This is a genomic window from Phaeodactylibacter xiamenensis, assembly GCF_000759025.1.
GTDB classification, from domain to species: Bacteria; Bacteroidota; Bacteroidia; order Chitinophagales; family Saprospiraceae; genus Phaeodactylibacter; species Phaeodactylibacter xiamenensis.
In genome coordinates this window covers 38552-63690 of record NZ_JPOS01000002.1, presented here as the reverse complement: position 1 = coordinate 63690, position 25139 = coordinate 38552, and the positions used below count along the sequence as shown (strand labels likewise).

At 52.8% G+C, this 25139-nt stretch carries 18 protein-coding genes; 11 read left to right on the top strand and 7 right to left on the bottom strand.

The window, feature by feature from the left end; translation table 11 throughout:
* Positions 1-84: 84 nt before the first annotated feature.
* The 3 genes from IX84_RS00270 to IX84_RS00260 form a co-directional block, all read right to left on the bottom strand.
* Positions 85-2352, bottom strand: coding sequence for a patatin-like phospholipase family protein (locus IX84_RS00270; RefSeq protein WP_044215565.1), 2268 nt, complete (start codon positions 2350-2352; stop codon positions 85-87).
* Between the two features lie 173 nt (positions 2353-2525).
* Positions 2526-3020 carry a hypothetical protein gene (locus tag IX84_RS00265; RefSeq protein ID WP_152604866.1) on the bottom strand — a complete coding sequence of 165 codons (495 nt, stop codon included), beginning with the start codon at positions 3018-3020 and terminating at the stop codon, positions 2526-2528.
* Positions 3021-3049: 29 nt separating this feature from the next.
* Positions 3050-3832 carry a ParA family protein gene (locus tag IX84_RS00260; protein ID WP_044215561.1) on the bottom strand — a complete coding sequence of 261 codons (783 nt, stop codon included), beginning with the start codon at positions 3830-3832 and terminating at the stop codon, positions 3050-3052.
* Positions 3833-4102: 270 nt separating this feature from the next.
* On the opposite strand from IX84_RS00260, the gene IX84_RS00255 reads away from it, so the two are divergent.
* The 3 genes from IX84_RS00255 (at position 4103) to IX84_RS00245 (ending at position 7726) form a co-directional block, all read left to right on the top strand.
* Positions 4103-4987 (top strand): cyanophycinase, encoded by an 885-nt coding sequence (locus IX84_RS00255; RefSeq protein WP_081968544.1) that lies wholly within the window; start codon positions 4103-4105, stop codon positions 4985-4987.
* Between the two features lie 454 nt (positions 4988-5441).
* Positions 5442-7031, top strand: a complete 1590-nt coding sequence (locus IX84_RS00250; protein ID WP_044215558.1) for a T9SS type A sorting domain-containing protein — start codon at positions 5442-5444, stop codon at positions 7029-7031.
* Positions 7032-7141: 110 nt separating this feature from the next.
* A complete protein-coding gene (locus IX84_RS00245) occupies positions 7142-7726 on the top strand; it encodes an OmpH family outer membrane protein (protein WP_044215556.1) in 585 nt (194 codons plus the stop codon).
* Between the two features lie 2 nt (positions 7727-7728).
* On the opposite strand, the gene IX84_RS00240 is transcribed toward IX84_RS00245, so the two are convergent.
* The 3 genes from IX84_RS00240 to IX84_RS00230 form a co-directional block, all read right to left on the bottom strand.
* Positions 7729-9114: a YfcC family protein gene (locus IX84_RS00240; RefSeq protein ID WP_044215554.1), complete on the bottom strand. Its 1386-nt coding sequence runs from the start codon at positions 9112-9114 to the stop codon at positions 7729-7731.
* Positions 9115-9132: 18 nt separating this feature from the next.
* A complete protein-coding gene (locus IX84_RS00235; protein WP_044215694.1) occupies positions 9133-10440 on the bottom strand; it encodes a Type 1 glutamine amidotransferase-like domain-containing protein in 1308 nt (435 codons plus the stop codon).
* Positions 10441-10504: 64 nt separating this feature from the next.
* Positions 10505-11371 (bottom strand): T9SS-dependent choice-of-anchor J family protein, encoded by an 867-nt coding sequence (locus IX84_RS00230; protein WP_081968543.1) that lies wholly within the window; start codon positions 11369-11371, stop codon positions 10505-10507.
* Between the two features lie 597 nt (positions 11372-11968).
* On the opposite strand from IX84_RS00230, the gene IX84_RS00225 reads away from it, so the two are divergent.
* The 8 genes from IX84_RS00225 to IX84_RS33185 all read left to right on the top strand — a co-directional run bounded on the left by IX84_RS00225 (position 11969) and on the right by IX84_RS33185 (position 24140).
* A complete protein-coding gene (locus IX84_RS00225) occupies positions 11969-15121 on the top strand; it encodes a SusC/RagA family TonB-linked outer membrane protein (protein WP_052515658.1) in 3153 nt (1050 codons plus the stop codon).
* Between the two features lie 21 nt (positions 15122-15142).
* Positions 15143-16492 (top strand): SusD/RagB family nutrient-binding outer membrane lipoprotein, encoded by a 1350-nt coding sequence (locus IX84_RS00220; protein WP_044215550.1) that lies wholly within the window; start codon positions 15143-15145, stop codon positions 16490-16492.
* Between the two features lie 9 nt (positions 16493-16501).
* Positions 16502-17422 carry an isoaspartyl peptidase/L-asparaginase family protein gene (locus tag IX84_RS00215; protein WP_044215548.1) on the top strand — a complete coding sequence of 307 codons (921 nt, stop codon included), beginning with the start codon at positions 16502-16504 and terminating at the stop codon, positions 17420-17422.
* A gap of 308 nt (positions 17423-17730) precedes the next feature.
* Complete coding sequence (locus IX84_RS00210; protein ID WP_052515657.1) at positions 17731-18591, top strand: DUF1641 domain-containing protein; 861 nt, start codon at positions 17731-17733, stop codon at positions 18589-18591.
* Positions 18592-18679: 88 nt separating this feature from the next.
* Positions 18680-19879, top strand: a complete 1200-nt coding sequence (locus IX84_RS00205; protein WP_044215546.1) for an NAD(P)/FAD-dependent oxidoreductase — start codon at positions 18680-18682, stop codon at positions 19877-19879.
* A gap of 940 nt (positions 19880-20819) precedes the next feature.
* On the top strand, positions 20820-21944 hold the full coding sequence (locus IX84_RS00200; RefSeq protein WP_044215544.1) for an FIST signal transduction protein: 1125 nt from the start codon (positions 20820-20822) through the stop codon (positions 21942-21944).
* Positions 21945-22070: 126 nt separating this feature from the next.
* Complete coding sequence (locus IX84_RS30545) at positions 22071-23909, top strand: ATP-binding protein (RefSeq protein WP_052515656.1); 1839 nt, start codon at positions 22071-22073, stop codon at positions 23907-23909.
* Positions 23910-23966: 57 nt separating this feature from the next.
* Positions 23967-24140, top strand: a complete 174-nt coding sequence (locus IX84_RS33185) for a hypothetical protein (RefSeq protein ID WP_160213593.1) — start codon at positions 23967-23969, stop codon at positions 24138-24140.
* Here IX84_RS33185 and cysM read toward each other — a convergent pair.
* Positions 24113-24997: a cysteine synthase CysM gene (gene cysM / locus IX84_RS00190; RefSeq protein ID WP_044215543.1), complete on the bottom strand. Its 885-nt coding sequence runs from the start codon at positions 24995-24997 to the stop codon at positions 24113-24115. The two genes, IX84_RS33185 and cysM, sit on opposite strands and share 28 nt — an antisense overlap.
* Between the last annotated feature and the right edge of the window lie 142 nt (positions 24998-25139).

Genomic DNA, 25139 nt, shown 5'->3' with positions numbered 1-25139 from the left:
CGGCAATTATAACGATTCTGTTTGATTGTTCCGGTATAGGTGTCAACAATTTGTTGATGCGGCCGCCTTTGTTTCACCAAATCATCAAAACCGGTGCCCGATGGAAAGGAACAACCTGAGCTCCTGCGAGGTATTCACATTTCCGGCAAACGGGTACATCAGGGGCATCTTTACTGGTCCAATGATGGTATTGATACCTCCGGTCAGCCCCAGGCCGAGAATAAACTGCTGTAGGTCAATTCGGTCCTCACCCGCGCGGTCGGGCTCGTCAAAAAAGCCGGCATTGGCATCCAACGAGTAGAACATATTGCGCCGGAAGAAGTGCTGGTAGCCTATGCCTGCCCCTACCGCCGCCTGAGCAACAAGATGGTTGGTATTCAACCCATAAAACGGGATCGACCGCCGGGTAAGAGCTTCAGGGGCGCCCACCAGGAAGAAGTCTCCAAAGGTGTTGCTGGGGTTGGTTACTAACCCGGCAAATGCACTGGATTTCAATGAGCCTCTGCTGCTCAGTGGCAGAAAACGCTCCGCCCGGAAACTGAGCTTGGTGTAGGGCCTGAAGGAGAACAGTGAATCTCTATTCAGCCCCACTTCAGGGTTGAGCCCGCTTACTTCGTACCCTCCGTTCCGTAACCCTTTGAGCTCCAGGGAAAGCCGGGTGCCTTTGGTCGGGAAGATATTCCGGTTCAGGCTGTTGTGCTCAAGACGGGCGTACAGGTTATAATTTGTATAGCTTAGCCGGTTAAACAGCAGCCCGGCCCCGACTTTAGGGCGGAAAATGAGGTTTTCCTGCTGTAGGCCCATGCTTAGTGCCGTATTGGTGCTCAACCGCTTTTGTACATGCAGATCTATAACGGCCTCGATAAGGCTGTACTCTTCGTTTTGGGTGCCGTTCTGGAAGATCGGGATTTTATCCCGGGTCAGTTGCACATCCGTAACCCATGCTACCGCCTGGGCTTCGTCCAGGTACTTCAGATAATTCAGCTGAAACCGGTAATTCTCAGCAACCACGCTGTTGATCATTAGCCGGGAGGCTGGTAATAAGGCATTCCGGCTCGTCATATTAAACCGAAAGCCAGCGCTGCTGTAGTTGTCATAGTTGATGGCGGTCTTGAATACGGTGGGGGCCCGCTCAAGACACTGCAAGACCAGAGCCGTTTCCCCGGCTTCCTGCTGCAGCTGAAAGGTGACTTTCTCAAATTTGTTGGTCCCCACCAGGCGGTTGATGGCCGTTTCAATAGCCTGCGGAGGATAGCTCTCTCCTGATTCCAGCCCGCTGCGCCCAATGATTTCCTCGGCGGTGTAGCGTTCATTGCCTCGTACAAGTATTTGCTCAAAACAAAGGGTTTCCGGTACCTTCATCCGGTGGGCAGGCTGATGCGCTCCCAGCGTATCCAACCACATTTTTAAGGCCTGCAGTTCAGGAAGCATTGCCCGGGCAGCCTGTTCTCCTTTTGCGATGATGGAATCTGCCTTGCTGAAATCCTGAGCACCGTACTTTTTCAGGTCAGGCTCAATGTAGAGGTCTACCATAGGCATTTGTTCCTGCGCGTCCTTCACACTCATCAGAAAGCCCGACTGCATGAGTATTTGGGAGAAATTATTCAGCTTATCGGCATCTGCTTTTACGTATCCGGTATAAACCCCGATGATGATATCTGCACCCCAGGCTTTAGCCTCTTCCACAGGGAAATTTCGGATCAGCCCGCCATCGATCAGGATTTGCCCATCTCGTTCTACCGGGGTGAAAGCTGTGGGGATCGCCATGCTCGCCCGCATCGCACCGGCCAGGTCGCCGCTGTCCAGTACTACAGGTTGCCCTTCCACAATATCAGCGGCTACGCACCGGAAAGGGATCGGGAAATCCCGGAAGTCTTTGGTTTTATATGCCGGAATGGCTAACCGGCTGAGCAGATTGTCCACCTGCTGCCCGTAAATCAATCCGGAAGGCGGGATAAACTGCCCGTTATTATACCCAATTTCGAACAGCTGGTTTTCGAAGTAATCTTTTTCTTCGAGAATGACATTTTCGAGCTCGATGCGGTCGCTCAGGACCTGTTCCCAGTCTTGCTGCAGTAAAAGGGTTTCCATCGTATCTGCCCGGTACCCAATCGCATACAATCCGCCAATGACACTGCCCATGCTAGTTCCTGTAATAATGTCCGGCTCTATGCCGGCCTCTTCCAGTACTTTCAATACCCCTACGTGTGCCATACCTTTTGCAGCTCCGCCACTGAGCACAAGTCCTACTGTGGGGCGTACCTGAGTTTGCTGGCCTGTCAGGCCCAGAGGGAGTAAAAATATTATAGAAAACAGCACGTAAATCCGTGCCAGGTTTGCAGGGGTGCTCATGGTTTTGTGGGGTTACTCGTTAGGCCGTGGCAGCCGTGGCAGTTCAGTGCGGTACAGCTGCACCTTTTGGAGGTCAGGATACTGCAAAGGTACCGGCTTTACCCATCGAAGTCCAGCCCGTTAGTCTATAATAACCAGCAATTTAGCGATAAGGGGAGGGAAAAAGCATGAAATCAGGAATTGGCTTCCATGCGGTTGAGGTAATCCTCAACGATTTCATCAATTACATCACGGAGCAGTGACCTTTGGTTGCGGGCAATGCTCTTGAGCTTTTCCAGCTTCACCGGGTCAAAAGAGAGGGTAATCCGTTTGGGGCGGCTACGGTCTTCTTCAGATTCAGGCTGAGGGTCTACCGTACTGCGGATGAGCGCGTCCAGGCCTGCCATTGGCCGGCGCTGCTTCTTTTTGACGCTCGGCTTGGCGGGAGCGGCTTCATCACGTCTTTGCCGTTCTTCGAGCTGCCGTTCCATAGAATCATCAAAGGCTTCCTGCAGGAAGGACTGTAAGTCCTCTGCAAAGTTCTTACCGGAGTTGGAGCGCTTATTGTTTTGCTCGTGGGCATCCTGCTTTCCAGCCTCCTGAGCACCAAACCAGCTCTTGTCCGATTCCTGCTCATCGGTTGGCCCGAAGAGGCTTTCCATGCCTTCTGTAAATCTCTTTTTGCTCACGATCAAAAATTTAAAAGCTGATAAATACCCTACTGTTTCTTTTCCGCCATCATCTGGTCAAACTGCTCCATACGCTGCAATAGTTCCTTGCTGAGATTCAGGTAGTCTTTCGCGCCGGAACTGCTGGGGCTGTAGGCAAAGATGTCTTTGCGTTGCGCGGGTGCCTCAGCCAGAGCTACGGTATCCCGGATTTTGGTTTCGAAGACCAGATTGCCAAAGTACTTCGTTATCGTCTCGACCACATCCCGGTTGAGGACCTTGCGGCTGTCGTACATGGTGGCAATAACGCCGCCGATCTGTAGTTTCTTGTTCAGCCTGAACTTTACCTTTTGTATAACCTGCTTGATTTTAGCCAGCCCCTGCATGGCGAGGAACTCAGTCTGAAGCGGGATCATAACGAAATCGCTGCTGGTGAGGGCATTCAGCGTAAGCAAGCCCAGGGATGGCGGGCAATCGATAATAATGAAGTCATATTCTTCCAAAAACGGGTCAAAAAGTTCCTGTAGGACAAATTCCCGGCCAGCTTCATTGATCAGCTCCATTTCTGCTCCGGAAAGGTCCAGCGTAGAGGCCACCACATCCAGGTTTTCTTTTGCCGTCACGGGTTGCAGGCCCGATTCTCCACGCATGGCTTCGTAGATGGTAACGGGAGGGCGCGGTACGCCAAGCGCCAGCGTGAGATTGGCCTGAGGGTCAAGGTCGATCAACAGCACCCGTTTCCCCAGTTCGACCAAACCCGCTCCGATGTTGATGGCACTCGTCGTTTTGCCTACGCCGCCTTTGTGATTCAGTAATGAAATGACCTTTCCCATATTCCGTTTATTGGTGGCTTTTTTCTAAGGTAATAAAAAATACTAATATGGCCGCTTGCAGTGGACAAAAATAGGCTTTCAAAAACAATACCTGCAAAATTGGCCTGAGAATTTCCTGTAATTCGAAAAAACTGCTCCTGGCTTAACCATGGGATGCCCCTCCTAACCTGACAGCTAAGCCTGGTGCCGGGAGTGGATTTTGTTGCTCAAAGGGCTAACCGAATTGGAAAAGAAATCTTACTTTGACCCCAAACCAAATTATGAAATGTAATGCGCCTTACCTTAAGCCTACTGATTCTTAGCTTCTTCTTTGCCCATTGTACTCAGGAGCCCGAAGTACCCCAATCGGGAACAACAGCTCCTTCGGTTACGGATAGGCCGAAGGGAAAACTTTTTATCATCGGCGGCGGCAAGCGCCCTCCAGCCCTTGTACAAACCCTGATTAATGCCTCCGGGATGGAGGAAGGAGGCTACGGAATTATCCTGCCCATGTCAAGCGGAGAGCCGGATACGTCCGCTTTTTACGCTATAAAGCAGTTCACAGACCTTGGACTGGCCTCATCCAAATTCCGCAGCTACAATTTCCGGAAAGGTTCATACCCGCAGGCTGCCATAGACTCCCTGCGCAATGCCCGCCTGATTTACATTACCGGTGGTGACCAGAACCGCTTTATGGATGTGGTGGCCAACAGCCCGGTGTACGATGCTATACATGAAGCGTACCATTCCGGTGCTACCATTGCCGGGACCAGCGCAGGTGCAGCTGTCATGAGTGAAAAAATGATAACCGGCAATGAGCGGCGCCATCCGGAGTACACCGGTAATTTCCGAACGATTGAATCCAATAACATAGAAATTGGCGAAGGGCTGGGCCTGCTCAGTACAGCCATTATCGATCAGCACTTCATTTGGCGCATGCGGATGAACCGTTTGATTACCGTTGTGCTAGATCATCCCGATCAGATGGGCATTGGTATTGATGAGTCCACCGCTATTTTAGTGGAGAACGGTAATGCGGCAACAGTATATGGCGGCTATCAGGTTATCGTTTTACGCCACCCTGAAGGTCAAACGGTCACTCAAGACAGTTTACTTGGCGGCAGAGGCCTTGAACTCAATATTTTACTGCCGGGCGATAGCTTAAATCTGGACTGAGCCGGAAACCCAAATTCTGAGCGCTGTACGAGCCATTTGAGCATAAGCCATTCGGTAAGAAATCAAAATTTTAAATTTTTGTTCAATTTTATGTTAGGGTTTTATTAAACTATTTACTATATTTGACAATAATTAGTCAAAATCTCCCCCCTGCTAATAAGGCTGTCCTACATAACATGCTAATAAAATAAGTAGCTATCTGCTGCTTATGTACACGGTTTATGCTGATTCCACCCAGCTAATCTTTACTTCCGTTTGCAGGGGTTCCTGCTTTCGATGTAAAGCCGTATTAGCAAAGTAAGCTTAATGTTTCTGCTGATGTAAGTGATATTCCACTAACGTGTCTTACCCCCGGAATCGCAGCATTGGCCAGATCATATTTAACTCATTCAATTTTTTAATAACTGATCTTTGAATGCGAAAGATCAGCTAATCCTTAAAAACTTCACATTATATGAAGAACTTTAATTTCGCTCTACTTTATTTCGCCATCTTATTTGTGGCGAGTGGAAGCACAAATGTACTGAATGCCCAAAGTACCTGCCCAACTGCAGTTCCTTTAACTCTTGACATGAACTGCGGTGGTGATCCATTCGGCGGTGGTGCCAACTCAGGTGACCCTACCGGAAATGATGATACGGATGGTAATGTCTGTAACAGTAGTTATTCTAACGGAGATGACTACATCTTTACCTACACCGCCACATCCGATGATGCGTTGCAGCTTGACCTGTATGCGGAGAACACCTGGACAGGCATTATGGTGACAGAGGGCTGCCCGACCACGGGTACCTGCTTTGCAAGCGCAACTTCCAGTTCCTCTGATGAGTCGCTGACGACCCCTCCTATGACGCCAGGTACTACTTATTACATTCATATTTCTACCTGGCCATCCCCTCAGTCTTCCGGGCAGTTCTGTTTAGATGCCTCTCTGATAGATCTCACCAATGAGGTAACAGTTGCTTGTGGTACACCGGTTAACGAAACCCTTTGCTACGGTAACAATAATCTTATTGGATACATTTATACCTCAGGCGATGGAACTCCTTTGACCATCACCTTCAACGCTGGAGGCATTGAATCCTGCTGTGATGATGTATTGATTTTCGATGGTAACTCCCCATCCGGCATTGAACTATATTCAGACAACAATGGTGGAGACATGACTGGTGTTACGGTAACAGCCAACAGCGGAGTAATGTACGTTACTGTCGATTCTGACGGCTCCGTCAGCTGTGCAAGTGGAAGTGGTTGCTGCCCGGACCCACTCGACTGGACGGTAACCTGTGATGCGGTCACTGGTCCTACCTGTGACGATGGCATCCAAAACGGAGATGAAGAAGGTATCGACTGTGGTGGTTCTAACTGCGACCCTTGTGTGGCTGCCCCCACCTGTGACGATGGCATCCAAAACGGAGACGAAGAGGGTGTAGACTGCGGCGGTTCTAACTGTGCGCCCTGCTCTGTAGTTTGCGTTGAGCCTGTAGCTGCAGCAACCGTTACTTCCTACTGTGGCCCCGGCGTATTCATGGTCATGGTGAACCTGGGTGACCTGGGCTCTGCCAATGCTGTTTCCATCAGCAACGACGGAGGCCAGCCTACCCTGCAGAACGTATTCTTCCCAAGAAGGTACTTCGTAGGCCCATTCTCAGTAGGAGATGTAGTGAACATCACCATCGCTGATCAGAATGACCCAAGCTGCTCCATTGTTTTGGAAGGCCTTGCTGCGGACTGCAATATGGGCTTGGCCGGTGCCGGCAATCTGTCTGGTGTATCTGCACAAACTGACATCAGTGTTTTCCCGAACCCAACCAGCGGCGCTGTGAACGTGAACCTGGGCTCCATCTTTGGCCAGAAAGCCAATATCCGCATTATGAATGCAGTAGGCCAGCTCATCGAAGAGCGTCAGATTGATGCCGTTGAGAATGTAACCGAGCGTTTCGACCTGTCGAATCAGCAGGCAGGCATGTACTTTATCCACGTTGATGTAGCAGGTGGTGAAAGCCACGTAGAGCGCGTCATCCTGGGTACGGCACGTCCTTAATGGCATAAAATGACCCTTTCCCAATTCAGGGATAGGTGAATTTTCACTGCGGGCTATTCTTCTTCGGAAGGGTAGCCCGTATTTTTTTACCTTTGCGGAAAATCAATCTAATGAAAGCCAATATTTCTCTGGCACTTAATGCCATCCTGCTAATCGCAGTCATCTATTTGTTCACGCAGCAATCGGGCACTGCCTCAGCCGATAGTTCTGCCACGGCCGCTGCCAGTACAGATGAGACGTTAGACATCGTTTACATCGATGCCGACAGCCTGCTCAACAACTACAAGGATTTCCGCAGAAAACAGGAAGACCTGGCGGCTCGTCAGCAAACCGCTTCCCAAGGCCTCAATCAGCGTATGCAGGCTCTGGAAAAGGAATTTCGTCAGGTGCAGGCTAAAGTACAGCAGGGGCTGCTCGCTCCTAATCAGATTGCAGCAGAGGAGCAACGCCTCGGTCAAAAACAACAGGAACTGCTCGCCGAACAGGAGCAGCTATCCGCTACCCTCGGCGCAGAGCAGCAGCAACTGGCCGCTGACTTCCAGGACAATCTCCGCAATCTCATGGATAGTCTGCAGGAAGCACGGGGCTACGACTTCATCCTACAGTACGGACAAGGCTCAAGCCTCCTCGGTGCTCGTGACGGATTTGATATCACCAATGAGGTACTGAATATCCTCAACGCAAACGATAAGTAACCTTAGGGCCACTCAAAGAAGAGGACCGGTGGAAGCAACATCAGCATGCAGGCGGCACAAAGGATCAGGAACAGGGGCAGGAACCACTTCACCCACACGTTGTAGGGAATTTTGGCAATCGCCAGCACGCCCATCGTTACCCCACTCGTGGGGATAATCAGATTGGACAGTCCGTCCCCAAACTGAAAAGCCAGCACCGCCGTCTGCCTGCTGATGCCCAAAAGATCGCTCAGCGGTGCCATGATCGGCATCGTCAGGGCGGCTTGCCCGGACCCGGAAGGCACAAAGAAGTTGAGCAAAGTCTGAAAGATAAACATGATTTCCACGGTGACCGGCTTGGGCAGGCCTTCCGATAACCCTGCTATCGTGTGCAGAAGGGTGTCAATAATTTTCCCATCCTCCGCAATGACGATCAGCCCCTTTGCCATGGCAATGACCAATGCTGCAGTCAACATATCTTTAGCACCGTCTTTGAAGGCATCAACGCTCTCTTCCAGCCCCAGGTGAGATATAACCCCAGCTACAATTCCTAATCCAATAAAGAGCCCGGCAATTTCATTGATGTACCAGCCCCATTGCCCCACACCGTAGACGAGCAGCAGCAGTGCCGCCGTAAGTGCCAGCAAAACATAGCGGTGCCCCCGGGTAAATTCCTGGTGCTCAGTTTTGCCCAATTGCCTGAGGTCGCGCTGCTGATCAAGCTCATACACCGGGCTCAGCGTGGGGTCCTTTTCCAGCTTTAGCACATAGCGCATAATGTAGATAATGCCAATCACTGTAGTGACCGCCCAGACCATCAGCCGGTAGCCCATCCCGCTTGCCGGGGGCAGCTCAGCAATGCCCTGCGCCACCCCAATCGTAAACGGATTGATAAACGCCCCGGCAAAACCCAGCCCGGCCCCCACAAAGGAAACGGCTATTCCGGTTATGGAATCGTAACCCAGCGCCAGGGCCAACGGAATCGTGATCAGCACAAAGACCAGCACCTCTTCGCTCATCCCGAAGGTAGCGCCCGCCAGCGAAAACAGCGTAATCACCACCGGCAGTATCCAGTGCCGGTACTTCGGGTGCCGCTCACTGAACTTTATAATGCTTTGCAGCCCGGCATCAATTGCTCCGGTCCGCGTAATAACACCAAACGCACCACCCACCAAAAAAACAAAGGCAATGATCTGCGCCGCCGAAATAAACCCCCGGACCGGCCCTTGTAACAATGCCCCCAGCCCCTGCGGATTGGCCTCCACCCGTTCGTACGAACCGGGTACGAGCACCTCCCGCCCATTGACCACCGTCCGCTCAAATTCACCAGCGGGCACCAGCCAGGTCAGGCCGATAAACACAATCATAATTCCAAAAATGATCAGCAGGGTATCCGGGAGTTTTTTCATATTTGAAGAGGGGTATTGCTATTCAATGATAATCTTTTTGACCGCCAGCTGCCCGTCAATAATGGCTTCCAGGGTATACACGCCAGCGGGCAGCCCGGAAATATCAACCGGAGAAACTGCATTGGACCAGTCGCGCACTACCTGGCCGGTTATCATGCGCAAGGACAACTGCCCGGTAGCCGATGCACCGTTCCATTCCCAAAACAGCTGCCCGGAAGCCGGAGTAGGGAAGACACGGAAAGTCGTATTGGAACTCTGGTCAGCCGTTGAACTTAGCACATCCGCACAGTCGCCATTGGTCTCCGGAATGCGGGCCAGCTCACCCGCCTCCACATACCAGTTTTGCCACTCGCCACCCTGCACTGTTTGCCAGTCATTCAGGTCAATGCTGCCCGAGCCATCCGTCCGGGCCGGAATAGCATATGCCTTCACTGCACTTTGTCCCCGGTTCCAGGTTAAGGGCGTTCCCGCTTCCATCACTTCCGGCAGGAATTCCTCCTGACAATTAGACTGCAGGAAAAATACAATATCTTCCTCAAATTCCGGGAATTCACCAAATGCCCGGGCGATGCCGTTTTCATCAATACAGGCTGCGGTGTACTCATTGGCGGCAATGCCGAAAGACCGGCTTTGGGTAGCTTCCGCTATGCGTGCCAGAAAGCCCATATGCCGACCGGGCCGTTCCCGCTGCTCGTAGTGGGTGTCGGTAATGGTGTTATCCAGGTAGGGGACCTCCAGAAAATCGTTTTGCCCCAGCACTTCATAGTCCGGGTGGAAAGGGTCGGAGAGGGCTTCTTCCGCATCCAGCGAAAAGCTGGAAGGCGCATAGTACCAGTTGCTAAGAATAGCCATGCCCGCACTCGTGCCACCAACCGGTACCCCTTTCTCGTTAATCAGGTAATTGATGGCCTCCTGTACCGGTGTTCCCTGCCAGTAGGAAAGGTAGTCGTACTGATCGCCTCCGGCAAAGAACAGGCATTCGGCATTACGGATTTGGGCTTCCACATATGGATCATTCGCCGCAGAGGCATCGTCAAAACGAATGGTCTCCACCGAATTGACGTAAACACCCAGGTCCTCAAAAAAGTAGGGATTGTAGCCATCGGAACCACTTGCCCGCAGCACGACCACGTCACCGCTGTCGGCCCGTTCCAGCATCCACTGCATGGCTTGGTCATTATCGCCCCCGCCGCCCGCGAGCACGATGCCGGGTATGGGGTCGGTCTCCACATCCGTGGTGTCGCCGGTAAAAAAACGAGTGTACCCCTGTCCTTGTAAGAAAGCAGGCAGGACGGTCAAAATCAAAAAGAGCGTTCTGGTAAGCATGGTAGATCGGATAAAAGTAAGGAAAAATCGGGCCGGGGGTGCCCCGGCCCTTAAAGTCAAGAGGTTATCGAACAATAAGTTTCGTAGTGCCTACTTTGTCAGCCGTGCGTACGCTCACCGCGTAAACACCTGCTGGCAGGCTGCTTGTCTCCAACTGTACGTTGTGGCGACCCGCACCAAGGCGCCCCTGACGTAACTCCTGCACCTGACGGCCGCTCATATCCTGAATGCTAATCGCTACATCAGCTGCCTGTTCCAGCGTGTACTGCAGCACGGTACCCGCATCCATTGCCGGATTAGGTGCGAGATTGAATTCAAAAGCGGCATTATCGACTTCTGCTACGCTACTAATCTCGCCCTCGGTGATAGTGATGTCGTCAATCAGCAGAGCATCACCACTGGGGGTGACGTTGCGGAAAGCAATATGCACGCTCTGCCCGGCATAGTCTGCCAGGCTCACCTCGCGCATTTGTGGGGTTTCCCACTCTTCGGGGTCGAAGCTGGCCAAAATAGCACCATTGGCTTCGAAGCTCTCAAAAGTCGGCTCTTCCGCATTAATCAGCACCTGATAGCTGTCCGGGAAATCACCGGAGGACGTCGTGGAAATCGCCGTCCAGCTCAGCATAGAGTTCTCTGTCACGCTGATTTTCGGCAGGATCATCCAGTCGTCCGCCGGGCCGGCATCATTCACATACCAGGAGATACTCAGCGCAGCAAAGCTTTCCAGCAGCCCGCTCTCAATCACCATCCAGGCTGTATCGGCAAAGCCCGCATCATCTGGCTGATTAGGTACGAGCATGTCCCGGTTGATCAGCGTAAAACTTTCGGGCATAACCCCGTCTTCAAAATCATAAACAATCGTTTCCTGTGCAGTAGCAGACAGGGTAGCCAGCATTACGGCTACGCAGACAAGTTGTACTAGTCTTTTCATCGCAAAAAATTTAAATAAACAAATAGGGAAAATATGAATGCCCCGTGAATGGCATCAACAGACCAGAAGGTGCTGTCAATCGCAGTACAGGGGAAAAACTTTACAGGAAGCTTGGTTTAGCAGTCGAAAATAGGCTGCAGGCCCATCAGGCTGAGCTGCTTGTGGGTAGGTTGAGTGGCCTGAGTTTTAACGCAAAATGAGGTACTCATAAATTGGGACTGCTTAAAGTCGAAACCCAAAAGTACGAAAAAAATAATTCTGTTCCATATTTCAGATGGTATTCCTGATTTTCAGCGGGTGATTTTGGTAGTTAAGGCAGGGCAGGCGGGGCTTGATTTTGCAGTTCAGTCACAAATCCATATTTTTGCATCCGGATATAAACGCTAACTATGCAAATCCAGCAAGCCATTTTACCGGTCAAAACGACCCGCTTCCTGCAGGAGACGCCCAGTCTCTCCGGCTTGCAGCCCATATTTGATTGCTAGTCATACTACTCGTTTTCCAGCTTTCCATCGGTCATCAGCAGCTACTGCAATGGCCTGTTCCCTTTTTCTATCTGGCTGATGTGATTCACTCAGTCTTCAAAATATTGTAAACATGTTCAGACCCATCCTTTTGTTGGTCGGCTTGTGCCTGTTGGGAATGTTGCCGCTCGCTGCGCAGCAGACCATAACCGGCACCGTAACGGACGATGCCGATCCGCCTCAGCCGCTCATTGGCGTGAGTGTTTTTGTGAAAGGCAGCCCCAATGTGGGCACGATTACTGATTTCAACGGGGCATTTTCTCTAGATGTAGAGGAGAACGCTTCCACTCTAATCTTTTCTTACATCGGCTACAACCGCCTCGAAGTACCCCTCAATGGCCGGACGAAAATTGACATCCGCATGAGCGAGTCTGCCGAAGTCCTCGATGAGGTGGTGGTTACTGCGGTAGGCATTGAGCGCAGCAAAAAAGCCCTGGGCTACTCTGCCGAAGAAGTGGGGGGCGAAGAGTTGGTCAGTTCCCGGGAGACCAACCTAGTCAATGCCCTAAGCTCAAAGGTGGCGGGTGTTCAGGTTATCAGTAGCTCGGGCAACCCGGGCGCCTCCGCTAACATCGTCATCCGCGGACGGACTTCTCTCAATGAAAACTCTCCGTTGTTCATCATTGACGGCGTGCCTATCGACAACAGCTTCGCGGGCTCCAATTTCACCGATCAGTCCAACCGGGCCATCGACATCAACCCCGATGACATCGAAACCATCAACGTCCTCAAAGGTGGTGCGGCTACCGCCCTCTACGGCGTGCGTGCCGCCAACGGTGCCGTGCTCATCACCACCAAAAAGGGCCGAAAAGGCGGGGGCATCAGCTTCTCCCAGTCCGTGACTTTCGATCAGGTAAACAAACTGCCGGGACAACAACAACTCTTCGCACAAGGCGCCCTCTCCGGAGGCGTACCAGTCTACGCAGGCCCGGGCGAGTCGAACCGCTCCTGGGGCCCGCGCATCGATACCCTGCGCTACGATGGGGATGAATCCTACCGCTACAGCTCCCTGGGCCGTATCGTAGGCCAAAGCGATCCCTCCGCTACCGATCGCCGGGTCGTGCCTTTTAATAATCTCGACAACTTCTTCAATACCGGAGTGACATCCAATACCTACCTCAGTGCCAGCGGTGGCGACGGAGAAACCAACTACTTCGTCTCCAGCGGCTACCTGCGCCAAACGGGTATTGTGCCCAACAGTACCTTCGAGCGTTTTACCCTCAAGGTCTCCGGCGATACCCGCATCAACGACCGCCTCAAAGTTTCCGCTTCTGCCAACTACACCAACTCCGGCGGCGACCGCACCAACCGGGGCTCCAACCTGTCCGGCGTAATGCTGGGCCTGACCCGCGCGCCCGTAACCTTCGACCTGGCTAGTGGTTTTGATAATGCGGAAGATGAGCCCGCTGCCTATTCCTTCCCGGATGGCACACAGCGCACCTACTGGAGCGCCTACGACAACCCCTACTGGTCCGTCAACCGTAACCTGAGCCGCGACCGCGTTAACCGCATTATCGGCAATGCCGGCTTTGAGTATACCTTCACAGACTGGCTCAGCACTTCATACCGGGCCGGTACGGATTACTACTTTGAGGAGCGGACTTCCTACTGGGACAACAACAGCAACGAATTCGGTACAGGCGTGATCTTCAGCGACCTGTATTCCTACCGCAGCTTCAACTCCGATTTCCTGCTGACCGCTCAGGGCGCCTTGTCACAGGACTTTGATGGCCGCCTGACCCTGGGCCACAACTACTTCAGCGAGCGGGGTTTTTCTAACGTAACGGAAGGGGAAAACTTCATCATACCGGACTTCTACGACATTTCCAACGTTTCTCAGGTCACTTTTGCAGACGACAACGTGACCCGCCGCCGTATCCTGGGTACTTTCTACGATGGACAGTTGAGCTTCAGGGATTACCTTTACTTCAGCTTCACCGGGCGCTGGGACTGGTCCTCGACCTTGCCCACTACCGAAGTCCCCTTCTTCTACGACAGCTATAGCCTGGGCTTCGTATTCACCGAACCGCTGGGGCTGGCCACTAATCCGACCTTCTCTTTTGGTAAGTTGCGCTTCTCCTACGCCCGTATTGGTAAGGACGCTTTCGCCTATGCTCTGGACAACTTCTTCGTGCTCGGCAGCCCGGTCAAGGGGCAAACCGCTTTCGGCCCGGCGACTTCCATCGGCAATCCTAATCTGCGCCCTGAACAAACCCGGACCCTGGAAATCGGAGCGGACTTACGCTTCTTTCAAAACCGCCTGGGTATTGACTTCACCTGGTATGACCTGGAAAGTGTAGACCAGATTTTGGCTGTGCCCATTACCTTTTCCACGGGCTTCGCTTCAGCTATTACCAACGCGGGCCGGGTACGCAATACCGGTGTGGAAATACAGCTGCGCAGTACTCCGGTCAAAGGCCGCAACTTCAGCTGGGATGTTGACCTCAACTTCACCGCCAATGAGAACACTGTGGAAGAACTGGGCGAAGGCGTGCCTGACCTCAGTTTCGGTTCCGCCGGCGTAGCGTCTACCAACAACCGGGCTATCGAAGGGCAGCCCTTCGGCGTACTCTACGGCACCCGCTGGTCGAGAGATGACAACGGCAACCGCCTCATTGACGCCGATGGCTATCCTGTGTTTAATCCACAGGACCCCGGCATTGTGGGCGACCCGAACCCGGACTGGATTATGGGGCTGCGCAATAGTTTCACCTTCAAAGGGCTCTATGTGTCCGCCTTGCTGGACATCCGTCAGGGCGGGGATATCTACAATGGCACCGTGGGCGTCATGCAAAACCTGGGCATCCACAAGAGTACCGAAAACCGGGAGGAAGCGGTAGTAGTGGAAGGCGTTTATGCAGAAGGCACTGTTATTGACGGCGAGGATGTTTCCGGTCAGCCCAATACCACGCCCATCCGCCTCGATTCCCGTTACTACGGGCGTTATCCTTTCGCTGGCGTTTCTGAAGCCTCGGTTGAGGATGGTTCCTGGGTGCGTCTGCGCGAACTGACAGTCAGTTACCGATTTCCGGAAACGATTGTCGGCAAGCTGCCCGTACGCAGCCTTGAACTGGGGCTGAGCGGCCGCAACCTGTTCCTGCTCACCGATTACAGCGGCATTGACCCGGAGACCAACCTGGCCGGTGCGAGCAACAGTTTCGGGCGGGACTACTTCAACACCCCAAACACCCGAAGCCTGGGCTTCAACCTGAAAATCGGATTTTAATCAGACTAAAAGATCAGTATTATGATACTTCGAAATATAACCTTCCTTTTCCTGGCAGTCGCCTTTCTGGCAGGCTGCGAGCTGGAGGAAACCAACATCAACCCCAACGACCCCACCGATGTGCCGGTAACCGTCCTCCTGCCTACCGCAATGGAGGAGACTGCCGAGAACCTATCTGAAGAAGCGGCTGTCATTGCCGGTATTTTCAGTCAGTATTTCACAGGGGTAGACAACCGGGCGCTCACCGTGGAAAGCTACCTGCTTGACGAGGCTTTCAATATGAACCCTATCTGGCAGGACTTCTACAACGGCCCCCTCAATGTCCTCAACATCATCATCGAAAAATCGGAAGCCGATGGAGCGGCCCATTACGCTGGCGTTGCCAAAGTGCTAATGGCGCTCAATCTGGGCACTGCGGCTTCTCTTTGGGGCGATATTCCCTACACGCAGGCCTTTCAGGGCGGGGCCAACTTCAGCCCATCCTACGATCCGCAGGAAACCGTATACGCTGAAGTACAAGCCCTGCTGGACGAAGCCATTCAGGACCTGCAGGCTGAAAGCACGGTCTCTCCCGGTGATGATGATGTCATCTATCAGGGGGACCTGGACCGCTGGGTCAAAGCGGCCCATGCGCTCAAAGCCCGCTATTACATGCACACTATCAAGCGGGATGCAGAGGCTCCTGCCAAAGCCCTTGATGCCATCGCCAATGCTTTTCAGTCGCCGGCAGAGAGCCTGATCTACACCTTTGGTTTTACCGAAGCCGAACAAAACCCCTGGTTCATCTATTTCAAAAACACGCCTTACGTAGAAATCGACCCGTTTTTCTCTGACTTGCTCGATGAGCTGGAAGACCCCAGGGAAAGCAGGCTCATCCGCCGGTCCTTTGGGCTGGAGCGCGTAGGCGATTTCTATGCTGCTGAGGATGCTTCCGTGCCCATCATCACCTACGCTGAGCTAAAGATGCTGGAAGCAGAGGCCCGGCTGAGAGCAGGGGAGGGGGACGCTGAAGCCGCCCTGCAGGAAGGCGTGCGCACCCACATCGAGGAAGTCACCGGTGGCATCCCGGATGAGGAAATGGACGCCTACCTCGATGCCCACGCCACCTTGTCGGGCGATACGGAAGACCACCTGCGTACCGTACTGCAACAGCTTTACATCGCGCACTTCACACAAGTGGAGGGCTGGACGGATTACCGCCGAACCGGCTTTCCGGAGCTCGCCCCCAATCCAAATGGTGAGAATCCCCAAAATCCTGGAGGCGCTATCCCGCGCCGGTTCATTTACCCCCAAAACGAACGCCTATTCAATAACAGCTTCCCCGCCGAGAACCCCAACCTTCAGGACCGGTTCTGGTGGGATGCCGAGTAAAACCAGTTTATGTCAACTTATTCTCTAGCGATACACGGTGGTGCCGGCACGATCCTCCGTTCTGAAATGACCGAAGAACAGGAGGCGTCCCACCGCCGCGCCCTACAGCAAGCCCTCGCAGCTGGCGAGCAGGCTCTTGCCGCCGGGGGCAGCGCCCTCACTGCGGTGGAGACTGCTGTCAAAAGCCTGGAAGACTGTGAGTACTTTAATGCTGGCCGTGGCTCCGTCTTCACCCACGATGGCCGCAATGAAATGGATGCTTCCATCATGTGCGGGGCCACGCTAAACGCCGGAGCCGTAGCCATGGTGGAAGGCGTGAAAAACCCCATCTCCCTTTCCCGCATGGTGATGGAGCGTAGCGACCATGTATTCCTGTGTGGCCCCGGTGCTCAGGAATTTGCCCGCGACCTTGAGGTGCCGATTCTCGAACCCGATTATTTCTTTTCAGACTTCCGCTATCAGCAACTGGAAGAAGCCCGGGCGAAGAACCGCGTGCAGCTTGACCACAGTGATAAATTTGGGACCGTTGGTGCCGTAGCCCTTGACTTACGGGGAAATTTGGCAGCAGCCACTTCCACCGGAGGGCTGACCAACAAACGCTACGGCAGGGTAGGGGACAGCTCCGTTATCGGGGCAGGCACCTATGCCAATAATGCGACCTGCGCCGTATCCTGCACTGGCTACGGCGAGTACTTCCTGCGTGGTGTGGTTGCCTACGATGTTTCCTGCCTTATGGAGTATCAGGGGCTTTCCCTTGCTGAAGCTGCCGACCGCGTCATCAATCACAAGCAAGCCGCTATGGGCGGTGATGGCGGCCTGATTGCTGTAGGCCACAAGGGAGAGATAGCCCTGCCTTTTAACTCGGAGGGAATGTACCGGGGCTGGGTCCGGAAGGGTGAAAAGGCTGTTGTTGCGATTTACCGATCGTGATCTTGCCTTTGAAAGAAGATTTTTAAAAAGCGGCGCTGCCTGATGTAACAGGTAGCGCCGCTTTTGTAGGGGTTATTGTTTCTGCCCAACTGATAGTCGCTATAGCCCTATCCCGGGGAGTTATAGTACTTTTTACTGATCCGGCGGAGTGTTGCTGGCATCTATGTTCATGCTTTCATATATTTGAAAGTGTAGTCATAGTCTAATCAGAAATCCGGATATTTTGGTCCTGGACACCACTGATTGGGTTTGAGGGAAACACCTCAAAGCATTGGCTGCGACATACTGAAAGCAAAACAAAGAACATTATGGGAGCTAATGGAACCGCAACCTGGACCGATACGGAAGCCGGGTACCAACTACAGGAGCGGCTGAACAGTGAAAAAACACTAAAGGCGCTGGATCACCTTCTTGCACGCATCGAAACAATGGAAACAGCCGTAGACCGGCTGGCTACTGCTTTGGAGCAGGGGCCGGGTCTCATTAGCATGGCTGCTGATATCACAGATGATGCCATACAGCAAGCCCGCAGCCGGGGCGTGGATCCCGCTGAGCGCCTCGAAAACGCCCTTCATATTGCAGAAAAGCTCACTGCTCCGGAAATGGTAGAGAAACTGGACAAAGTGATTGCCATGACGGATCAGGTCCCCGGGCTTATGAGCATGATGGGCGATATCCTGGATGACGGTTGCTGTCAGGCTGCCGATAATGGCATTGATATCCCAGCCCGTCTAAGTGCTGTAGCTGAACTGGTAGAGAAAGTGACCCGCCCGGAGACCCTCAGCAAAATCAATCAACTCATTGAGCTTTCCGAAAAATTGCCTGGCTTTGCCTCTATGGGCATAGATATGCTCGACGAGGGTTATCAGAGGGCCGCTGCCCGTGGAGTAGACTGGACGACGCTCAATGAGCATGGCCTGGAAATGCTCACTGCCCTGACCAAACTGCTGACTTCTGAAGAGTTCAAGGCGCTCATGCAGAGTGGCGTCCTTGATCCTTGTACGATCAGGGTGGTCGCCAAAGCAGGGGAAGCGATGGTGGACAGTAACCGGGAGCCGGTTAAGCCAGCTGGAATCTGGGCGATGCTTACCGGCATGGCGGACAAGGACCGTCAGCGGGCACTGGGTTTCCTGTTGTCCTTCTCCAAACATTTTGGCAAGCGGTTCTGATCTGCCGCAACTTTAGCACGGGTACGCCCTGCGGTACTGGCTTGCTGCAGGGCGCACCTGCTGTATCCTTTCCAAATTAAAAAAGTGAATGAACATGGCACATTATCAAGTCGTCATTGTCGGGGCAGGCTCTGCAGGCCTTACCGTTGCCTCGCAGCTTATGAATACGCCCAAACCGCCGCAGGTTGCCATTATCGACCCGGCTGAGAAACACTACTATCAACCTTTATGGACGCTTGTCGGCGCCGGCATTTTCCCGAAGGAAGAGTCCGAACGCGATCAGGCTGACTTTATCCCCTACGGCGCCACCTGGATAAAGGAATACGTCGATAGCTTCCAGCCGAAAAAGAATGCGCTGACCCTCAAAAACGGAGAAAGTATTTCCTACGATGTGCTGGTCGTCGCTGCCGGTATTCAGATCGACTGGGATAAAATCCCGGGGCTGAAGGAAAGCGTAGGCAAGCCGGGCACCGGCGTCGTGAGCAACTACGCTTACGAAACGGTAGATGCCACCTGGGAGGCGATCCGAAACCTCAAAAGCGGCAACGCCATCTTTACCCACCCCTCCACGCCGATCAAGTGCGGGGGCGCTCCGCTGAAGATCTGTTTCCTGGCTGAAGAGTACTGGGTGAAAGCCGGCGTGCGCAAAAACGTTAACGTCAAGTTTGTCAAAGCCGGCCCTGGCATCTTTGCGGTGAAAAAGTATGCCGAGTCCCTGACTAAAGTGGCCGACCGCAAAAACATAGAGCGCGTATGGCAAACTGAGCTGATCGCCCTGCGCCCGGACCAGAAAGAAGCGGTATTCAAAAACCTGGAGACCGCTGAAGAAACGGTAATGCCTTACGAAATGATCCACGTGACCCCACCGATGAGCGCACCGGCTTTCATCGCCAACAGCCCGCTCGCTGCGGAAAACGGTTGGGTGGAGGTCAATAAGGAAACCACACAGCATACTCGTTTTGATAATGTCTTTGCCCTGGGCGATTGCAGCAACCTTCCAACTTCCAAGACAGGCGCAGCTATCCGCAAGCAGGGCCCTGTGACAGTCGCAAACGTACTGGCTTATCTTGGAGGCAAAGAAATGAGCAAAAAATATGACGGTTATACCTCCTGCCCGTTAGTTACGGGCTATGGCAGCCTGATCCTGGCTGAGTTTGATTACGACAAGCAGCCCATGGAGTCCTTCCCCTTCGATCAGTCGAAGGAACGGTACAGCATGTATGCCTTAAAAGCCTATGGCCTGCCGCGAATGTACTGGCATGGGATGCTCAAAGGGCGGGAGTTTTAGCCGGTGTAGCACTTACCATTAGCTTTAGTGCCCGGGTGCTGTTGACTCAGTGCCCGGGCATTTGCATTCCTCCTGCGGGCTGCCGTTCGAACAGGGCTGAATACAGAGCGCATTAGTTGGGTGAAGTCAACAGCTGCATTGCCCCCTAGTGGTCTGTCAAGTGTTAATTTATGGGTTGAGTGGGAGCGAATTTTGAGGCTAATCAAGGCGGATGTTCCCGCGCATAGCAGCGCTACGTAAGGGGTTATCCAACGAAGAGTAGCCTCAAAATTCGCCGCAGGCAATCCCTAGTTTTAGCCTTGACAGACCACTAGTCCGTCAGATGCCGGTCAGTACAGGCCTGTAGTTGGCCAATGGGATGCAGACGGCCATGACGTATTAGGGAAAAAAAATTTTGAATGTGATCAAGTTTTTATACCTTTACAGAATACGGACCATTTACCGCCCGTTATTCCCCCGAAAAGGCTTTAAAAGAGCAGCAACAGTCCCTCGTCTTAACCACGTTTACCTTTCTTTATTTATTGCATTGAAGACATTTCAACGTTACTAACAGTAAGAGCGTGTTGGCATTTTGCTTTTGGAGCGAACGCAGCCTACTTTTGTTTTGATCAAGTCTTTGATCCCGACATTCACCGTCGGGGGCGTGATAAGGGAACATCCGTACGGACGTGACCGAAGAACAACGAAGAGCAGGACAAAATTTGGCAAGAGCAGCCCGAAGTGTAAAATCCCAACACGCTCTAAGCATGGTTTCCTCTTTGGTAGTCACCATGCCGCTGCGTTGATAAGTCGGAATAGCACGTCTAAGTTTTCCAATCCATTAATCTGAGAATGCGGCTATGCGCATTAGCATAGCACGCCTACCTGCTTAGCTATCCATTAAAAAGTCTTTATTGATTCGCATTGTGCGTGTACGTGCAATGCAAAAGCCAAGTTAGGGATGTACATTCAGTCTGACGACTACAACGTAATAGCAGAGACCATACTGGGGCAGGAGATCCGGTCTCATGATTTGTTCGTATTGCTGTTAGCAGAATCAGACGCGCTGGATGCGAAAGCTTTAATTGAGCGCCTGAATACAGCGGGGTTGCCCTTCATTGGGGGGATTTTCCCGGGTGTGATTCACAACAGCAAATTGTACAAACAGGGGGTAGTGGCTAAAAAGCTGCAGGCGATCGCTCCACCGGTTATCATGTCGGGGTTAAATACCTCCGGCTACGAATGGCCGGACCTGAAAACGGTTTTGTCAGGCCCGGAAAAGCCTGTGACTGCCTGGATCATGATTGACGGCCTGATGTCAAATATTGCACATTTCCTTTCGGGTCTGTATGACCGGCTTGGAGATCAGGTCAACTTCATTGGTGGCGGGGCTGGGTCTCTTTCGCTCAGGCAGCAGCCCTGCCTGCTGACCCCGGATGGATTATTGCAGGATGCCGCCGTGATTGCCTTTTTGGACTACGATACCCACCTTGGCGTCAAGCACGGCTGGAAAAGGCTGGCGGGGCCGATTGTCGCCACCCGGACTGCCCAAAACGTGATCTGCGAACTCAACTGGGAAGAAGCCTTTACCGTGTACAAAAACTACATCGAAAAGGATTGCGGCTGTGCCATTACCGAGGACAATTTCTTTGAGGTGGCAAAAGGCTATCCGTTTGGGATCTACAAATCGAATGCAGAGGAAGTAATTCGCGACCCCATTGCCGTCAATAGCGAAGGTGGCTTGGTCTGCGTAGGGGAAGTGCCCGAAAACACCGTGCTGAATATCATGAAAGGTACTGCTGATAACCTCATTGCCTCAGCTGCCGAAGCGGTTGAAGAAACTCTGGCCCGTTCTCAGAACACAGAAGCTATGGTCCGGCATACGATGGTGGTGGACTGTGTGTCGCGGGCCCTTTTCCTGGAAGACCGGCACGAAGAAGAACTGGAACGGATTAATAAGCGCATCAAAGCGGTGCGTTCTGAAGTCAGCCCACAGGGTATGCTTAGCTTAGGCGAAATATCTTCCTATGGAGAGGGATACCTGGAATTTTTCAACAAAACGATCGTTATAGGGTCACTATACTAGCCCTTTAACTTTATTGAAGATACCCAAAAACCCAACAGACAAACACAAACACTAAAACAGCACACTGAACACCAACCAATGCCTTGGTCTGTGGACAGGTGCCTTGAACAACAACACTTCACTGACATGGATAAGATCGTTCGCGAAATATCCGATCTGTATGAATTGTCGCTGACCATAGGAGCGGGGCTTGACGCCTATTCCAACTGCGAGCAATTCCTTTCGGTCTTGTTAGCCCGCCGCAACCTGGCTTACGGTGCAGTATGGGTGGCGGAGCAAGGGGGGCAAAGAAAACCTAAAGCTTTTCAATTACTGTGTGCCCGCCCGGCATGCAAAGCCGCTCGGGGCAAATTATCAGCTTCGGATCCGATTATAGCAGCCTTAGACCAGGATGCCATACAGGTTTGGCCCGCAGAAGAGGCTCCTTTCTCCGGTTTTCTAAAGGCTAATCAAATCAATAAGGGTCACGTTGCCCTGCTTTTATTGGGGCCCGGCGCATTTATGCTCCTTCAGGGGGCTTCTGAAGCCGCGTTGTCAGACCGGTCGCTCCGACAGCTGAGGCCGGTGCTCAGGAAATTTGCCGTGGCTATAGAAGGTTATATGGCGCATGAGCGGCTGCGAGAGGAAACGCGTCAGCGCAAAGTCGCGCAGGAAGAGGCAGAAGTTGCCCGGCGTGCCCAGCAACAGTTCCTGGCCAATGTCAGCCACGAGATACGTACGCCTATGAATGCGATGCTGGGCATGGTCCACCTGCTGCGCGATACCAATCTGGACAGCCATCAGCAGGAGTACCTCAACGTCATGCGGTTTGCTTCTGACAATCTCATGGACCTCATTAACAACATCCTGGATGCCTCCAAAATCGAAGCTGGTGAAGTAGTACTGGACCCCAAACCTTTCGATCTGCACGGCTTGTTCAGTGGGCTGCATCAGTCCTGGCAACTGCGCATCAAAGATAAGCCGGTACAAGTGCTGTATGAGCAGGACTTGCCGGAGGGCACTTCTTTTATCGGTGACTCCATGCGCCTGCAACAGGTCCTGAACAACCTGTTGAATAACGCCAGCAAGTTTACTGAATCCGGTACTATCACCTTGTCTGTACGCATGCTCAGCCAGCGGGGGGACAAGGCCGACCTGCAAATAAAAGTAGGCGATACCGGGCAGGGCATTGAAGCGGAGCATCTGCCACATATTTTCGATCAGTTTAAGCAAGGGCGGAAAGCGGTAGGGCAGGGACATGCCGGCACAGGCCTGGGCTTGTCTATCGTACGTGAGTTACTGGCCCTGATGGATGGCGTGATTTCCGTGGAAAGCGAACCTGGGAAAGGGTCCGTATTTACCATTGATCTGACCCTGCCGGTTCAAAAGCAGGTCGCCACAGCACCGGTCGCTCCAACGCCAGCTGGCCAAAACAAGCTGGCGGGCATCAACGTACTGGTGGCTGAGGACAACCGGATGAACCAGAAACTCGTGGAGCGGATTCTTGAAAAATTTGGTTGCGAAGCTGAAATCGTCCCCGATGGGCTGGAGGCTATACGCCGCTGTTTGCATAAGAAGTACGATATCATTTTGATGGATATTCATATGCCCAAAATGGACGGGCTGGAGGCATCGAAGCGTATCCGGGTAGCCGGCAAGAACAAAAAGACACCAATCGTGGCCCTCACGGCAGCCGCCCTGCTTGAAGAGCGCAATCATGGGCTCGCTTCCGGCATGAACGATTTTGTGACTAAGCCTTTTGCTCCGGATTTACTCCGCCGGATGATGGTTAAATGGCTGGAGGATACCGCTCCGCAGGGCGAAGAGGATCATGCACCGCAGGCAGAAGAGTCCCCGGCAGAGCAGATTGACCTTTCGTACCTGCACGCGATGAGTGGTGGCGATGAGGCATTTATCCAGGATATGATTCAGACTTTCCTGAAGGAAATACCTGAGATGATCCAACAGGTGGAAACAAACCTGTAGGATCAACTTGCGGAAGGGCTCTACAGCGTTGTTCACAAATTCAAGCCCAGTTTATCTATGCTTGGGCTAAAACAGCAGGAAAAAGCCTGCGCCACGATAGAACGGATGACCAAAGAGAACCCACCTGACTGGACGGCGCTGCGATCAGCCTGCCATAAGCTTTTAAGCGTGGTCGGCAAAGCCCAGCACGACCTGCAGCACCATCATTCAAAAATACCGGAAGAAAGATAGCGGTCGCCACGGTCGCAAATGATGCAGACGATCAGCCCCTCATCGAGGGTTTCCGCGAGCCGGGCAGCGGCTCTAACCGCCCCTCCGCTGCTCATGCCGGCAAAGATGGCTTCTTCCTGCGCCAGCCTGCGCATCATAGCTTGCGCATCGTCCTGAGAGACATCAATGATCTGGTCTACCCGCTCCGGGTCATAAATTTTGGGCAAAAACTCGGGTGACCATCGACGGATACCCGGTATGCTGGAGCCATCGGTTGGCTGTACGCCTACGATCTGAATATCCGGGTTCTGCTCCTTCAAAAAGCGGGAGGTGCCCATGATGGTGCCAGTCGTGCCCATGCTGGAAACGAAGTGGGTGACCTGCTCTTTGGTATCTCTCCAAATTTCCGGCCCGGTGGTATGGTAGTGGGCGCCCCAGTTGTCAGGATTGGCAAACTGGTTGAGCATGAAATAACCGCCCTCGGCTACCATCTCTTCCGCCACCTGCCTGGAATACTCAATCCCGCCTTTCTCCCCCGGCGTAAGAATGACCTCTGCCCCGTAAGCCCGCATGGCTTGTGCCCGTTCTGCAGTAGCTGTGTCCGGCATTAGCAGCGTGATTTCAATGCCAAAGCTCCGGGCAATCATCGCCAACGCAATGCCTGTGTTCCCACTCGTGGCTTCCACCAGTTTCATACCGGGTTTCAGGTCTCCCCGGTCCACGGCTCCCTTAATCATGCCGTAAGCTGCGCGGTCTTTCACGCTTCCGCCCGGATTTTGCCCTTCGAGCTTCCCAAAGACGCGCACGCCCGGTTTGTTGATGATACTTTTGATTTCTACCAGAGGGGTATTGCCAACGAGCTGAAGGATGGAAGACATGGCTTGAGTTTTATCTTGAGGTTACTTATAGTTTTAGATAACGATCTTTTCGATATTTGGGTTGGATTTGCACCCGCTAAAGTTTTACGATCAAAATAGTCAAAAATGAATCCCAAGCCCAAAAAAACCTTAATTTCATAGC

Coding starts and splice junctions, on each gene's coding strand:
- IX84_RS00270 (WP_044215565.1), bottom strand. CDS start 2,352: ATGAGCACCCCTGCAAACCTGGCACGGATTTACGTGCTGTTTTCTATA.
- IX84_RS00260 (WP_044215561.1), bottom strand. CDS start 3,832: ATGGGAAAGGTCATTTCATTACTGAATCACAAAGGCGGCGTAGGCAAA.
- IX84_RS00255 (WP_081968544.1), top strand. CDS start 4,103: ATGCGCCTTACCTTAAGCCTACTGATTCTTAGCTTCTTCTTTGCCCAT.
- IX84_RS00250 (WP_044215558.1), top strand. CDS start 5,442: ATGAAGAACTTTAATTTCGCTCTACTTTATTTCGCCATCTTATTTGTG.
- IX84_RS00245 (WP_044215556.1), top strand. CDS start 7,142: ATGAAAGCCAATATTTCTCTGGCACTTAATGCCATCCTGCTAATCGCA.
- IX84_RS00240 (WP_044215554.1), bottom strand. CDS start 9,114: ATGAAAAAACTCCCGGATACCCTGCTGATCATTTTTGGAATTATGATT.
- IX84_RS00235 (WP_044215694.1), bottom strand. CDS start 10,440: ATGCTTACCAGAACGCTCTTTTTGATTTTGACCGTCCTGCCTGCTTTC.
- IX84_RS00230 (WP_081968543.1), bottom strand. CDS start 11,371: ATGAAAAGACTAGTACAACTTGTCTGCGTAGCCGTAATGCTGGCTACC.
- IX84_RS00225 (WP_052515658.1), top strand. CDS start 11,969: ATGTTCAGACCCATCCTTTTGTTGGTCGGCTTGTGCCTGTTGGGAATG.
- IX84_RS00220 (WP_044215550.1), top strand. CDS start 15,143: ATGATACTTCGAAATATAACCTTCCTTTTCCTGGCAGTCGCCTTTCTG.
- IX84_RS00215 (WP_044215548.1), top strand. CDS start 16,502: ATGTCAACTTATTCTCTAGCGATACACGGTGGTGCCGGCACGATCCTC.
- IX84_RS00210 (WP_052515657.1), top strand. CDS start 17,731: ATGGGAGCTAATGGAACCGCAACCTGGACCGATACGGAAGCCGGGTAC.
- IX84_RS00205 (WP_044215546.1), top strand. CDS start 18,680: ATGAACATGGCACATTATCAAGTCGTCATTGTCGGGGCAGGCTCTGCA.
- IX84_RS00200 (WP_044215544.1), top strand. CDS start 20,820: ATGTACATTCAGTCTGACGACTACAACGTAATAGCAGAGACCATACTG.
- IX84_RS30545 (WP_052515656.1), top strand. CDS start 22,071: ATGGATAAGATCGTTCGCGAAATATCCGATCTGTATGAATTGTCGCTG.
- IX84_RS33185 (WP_160213593.1), top strand. CDS start 23,967: ATGCTTGGGCTAAAACAGCAGGAAAAAGCCTGCGCCACGATAGAACGG.
- cysM (WP_044215543.1), bottom strand. CDS start 24,997: ATGTCTTCCATCCTTCAGCTCGTTGGCAATACCCCTCTGGTAGAAATC.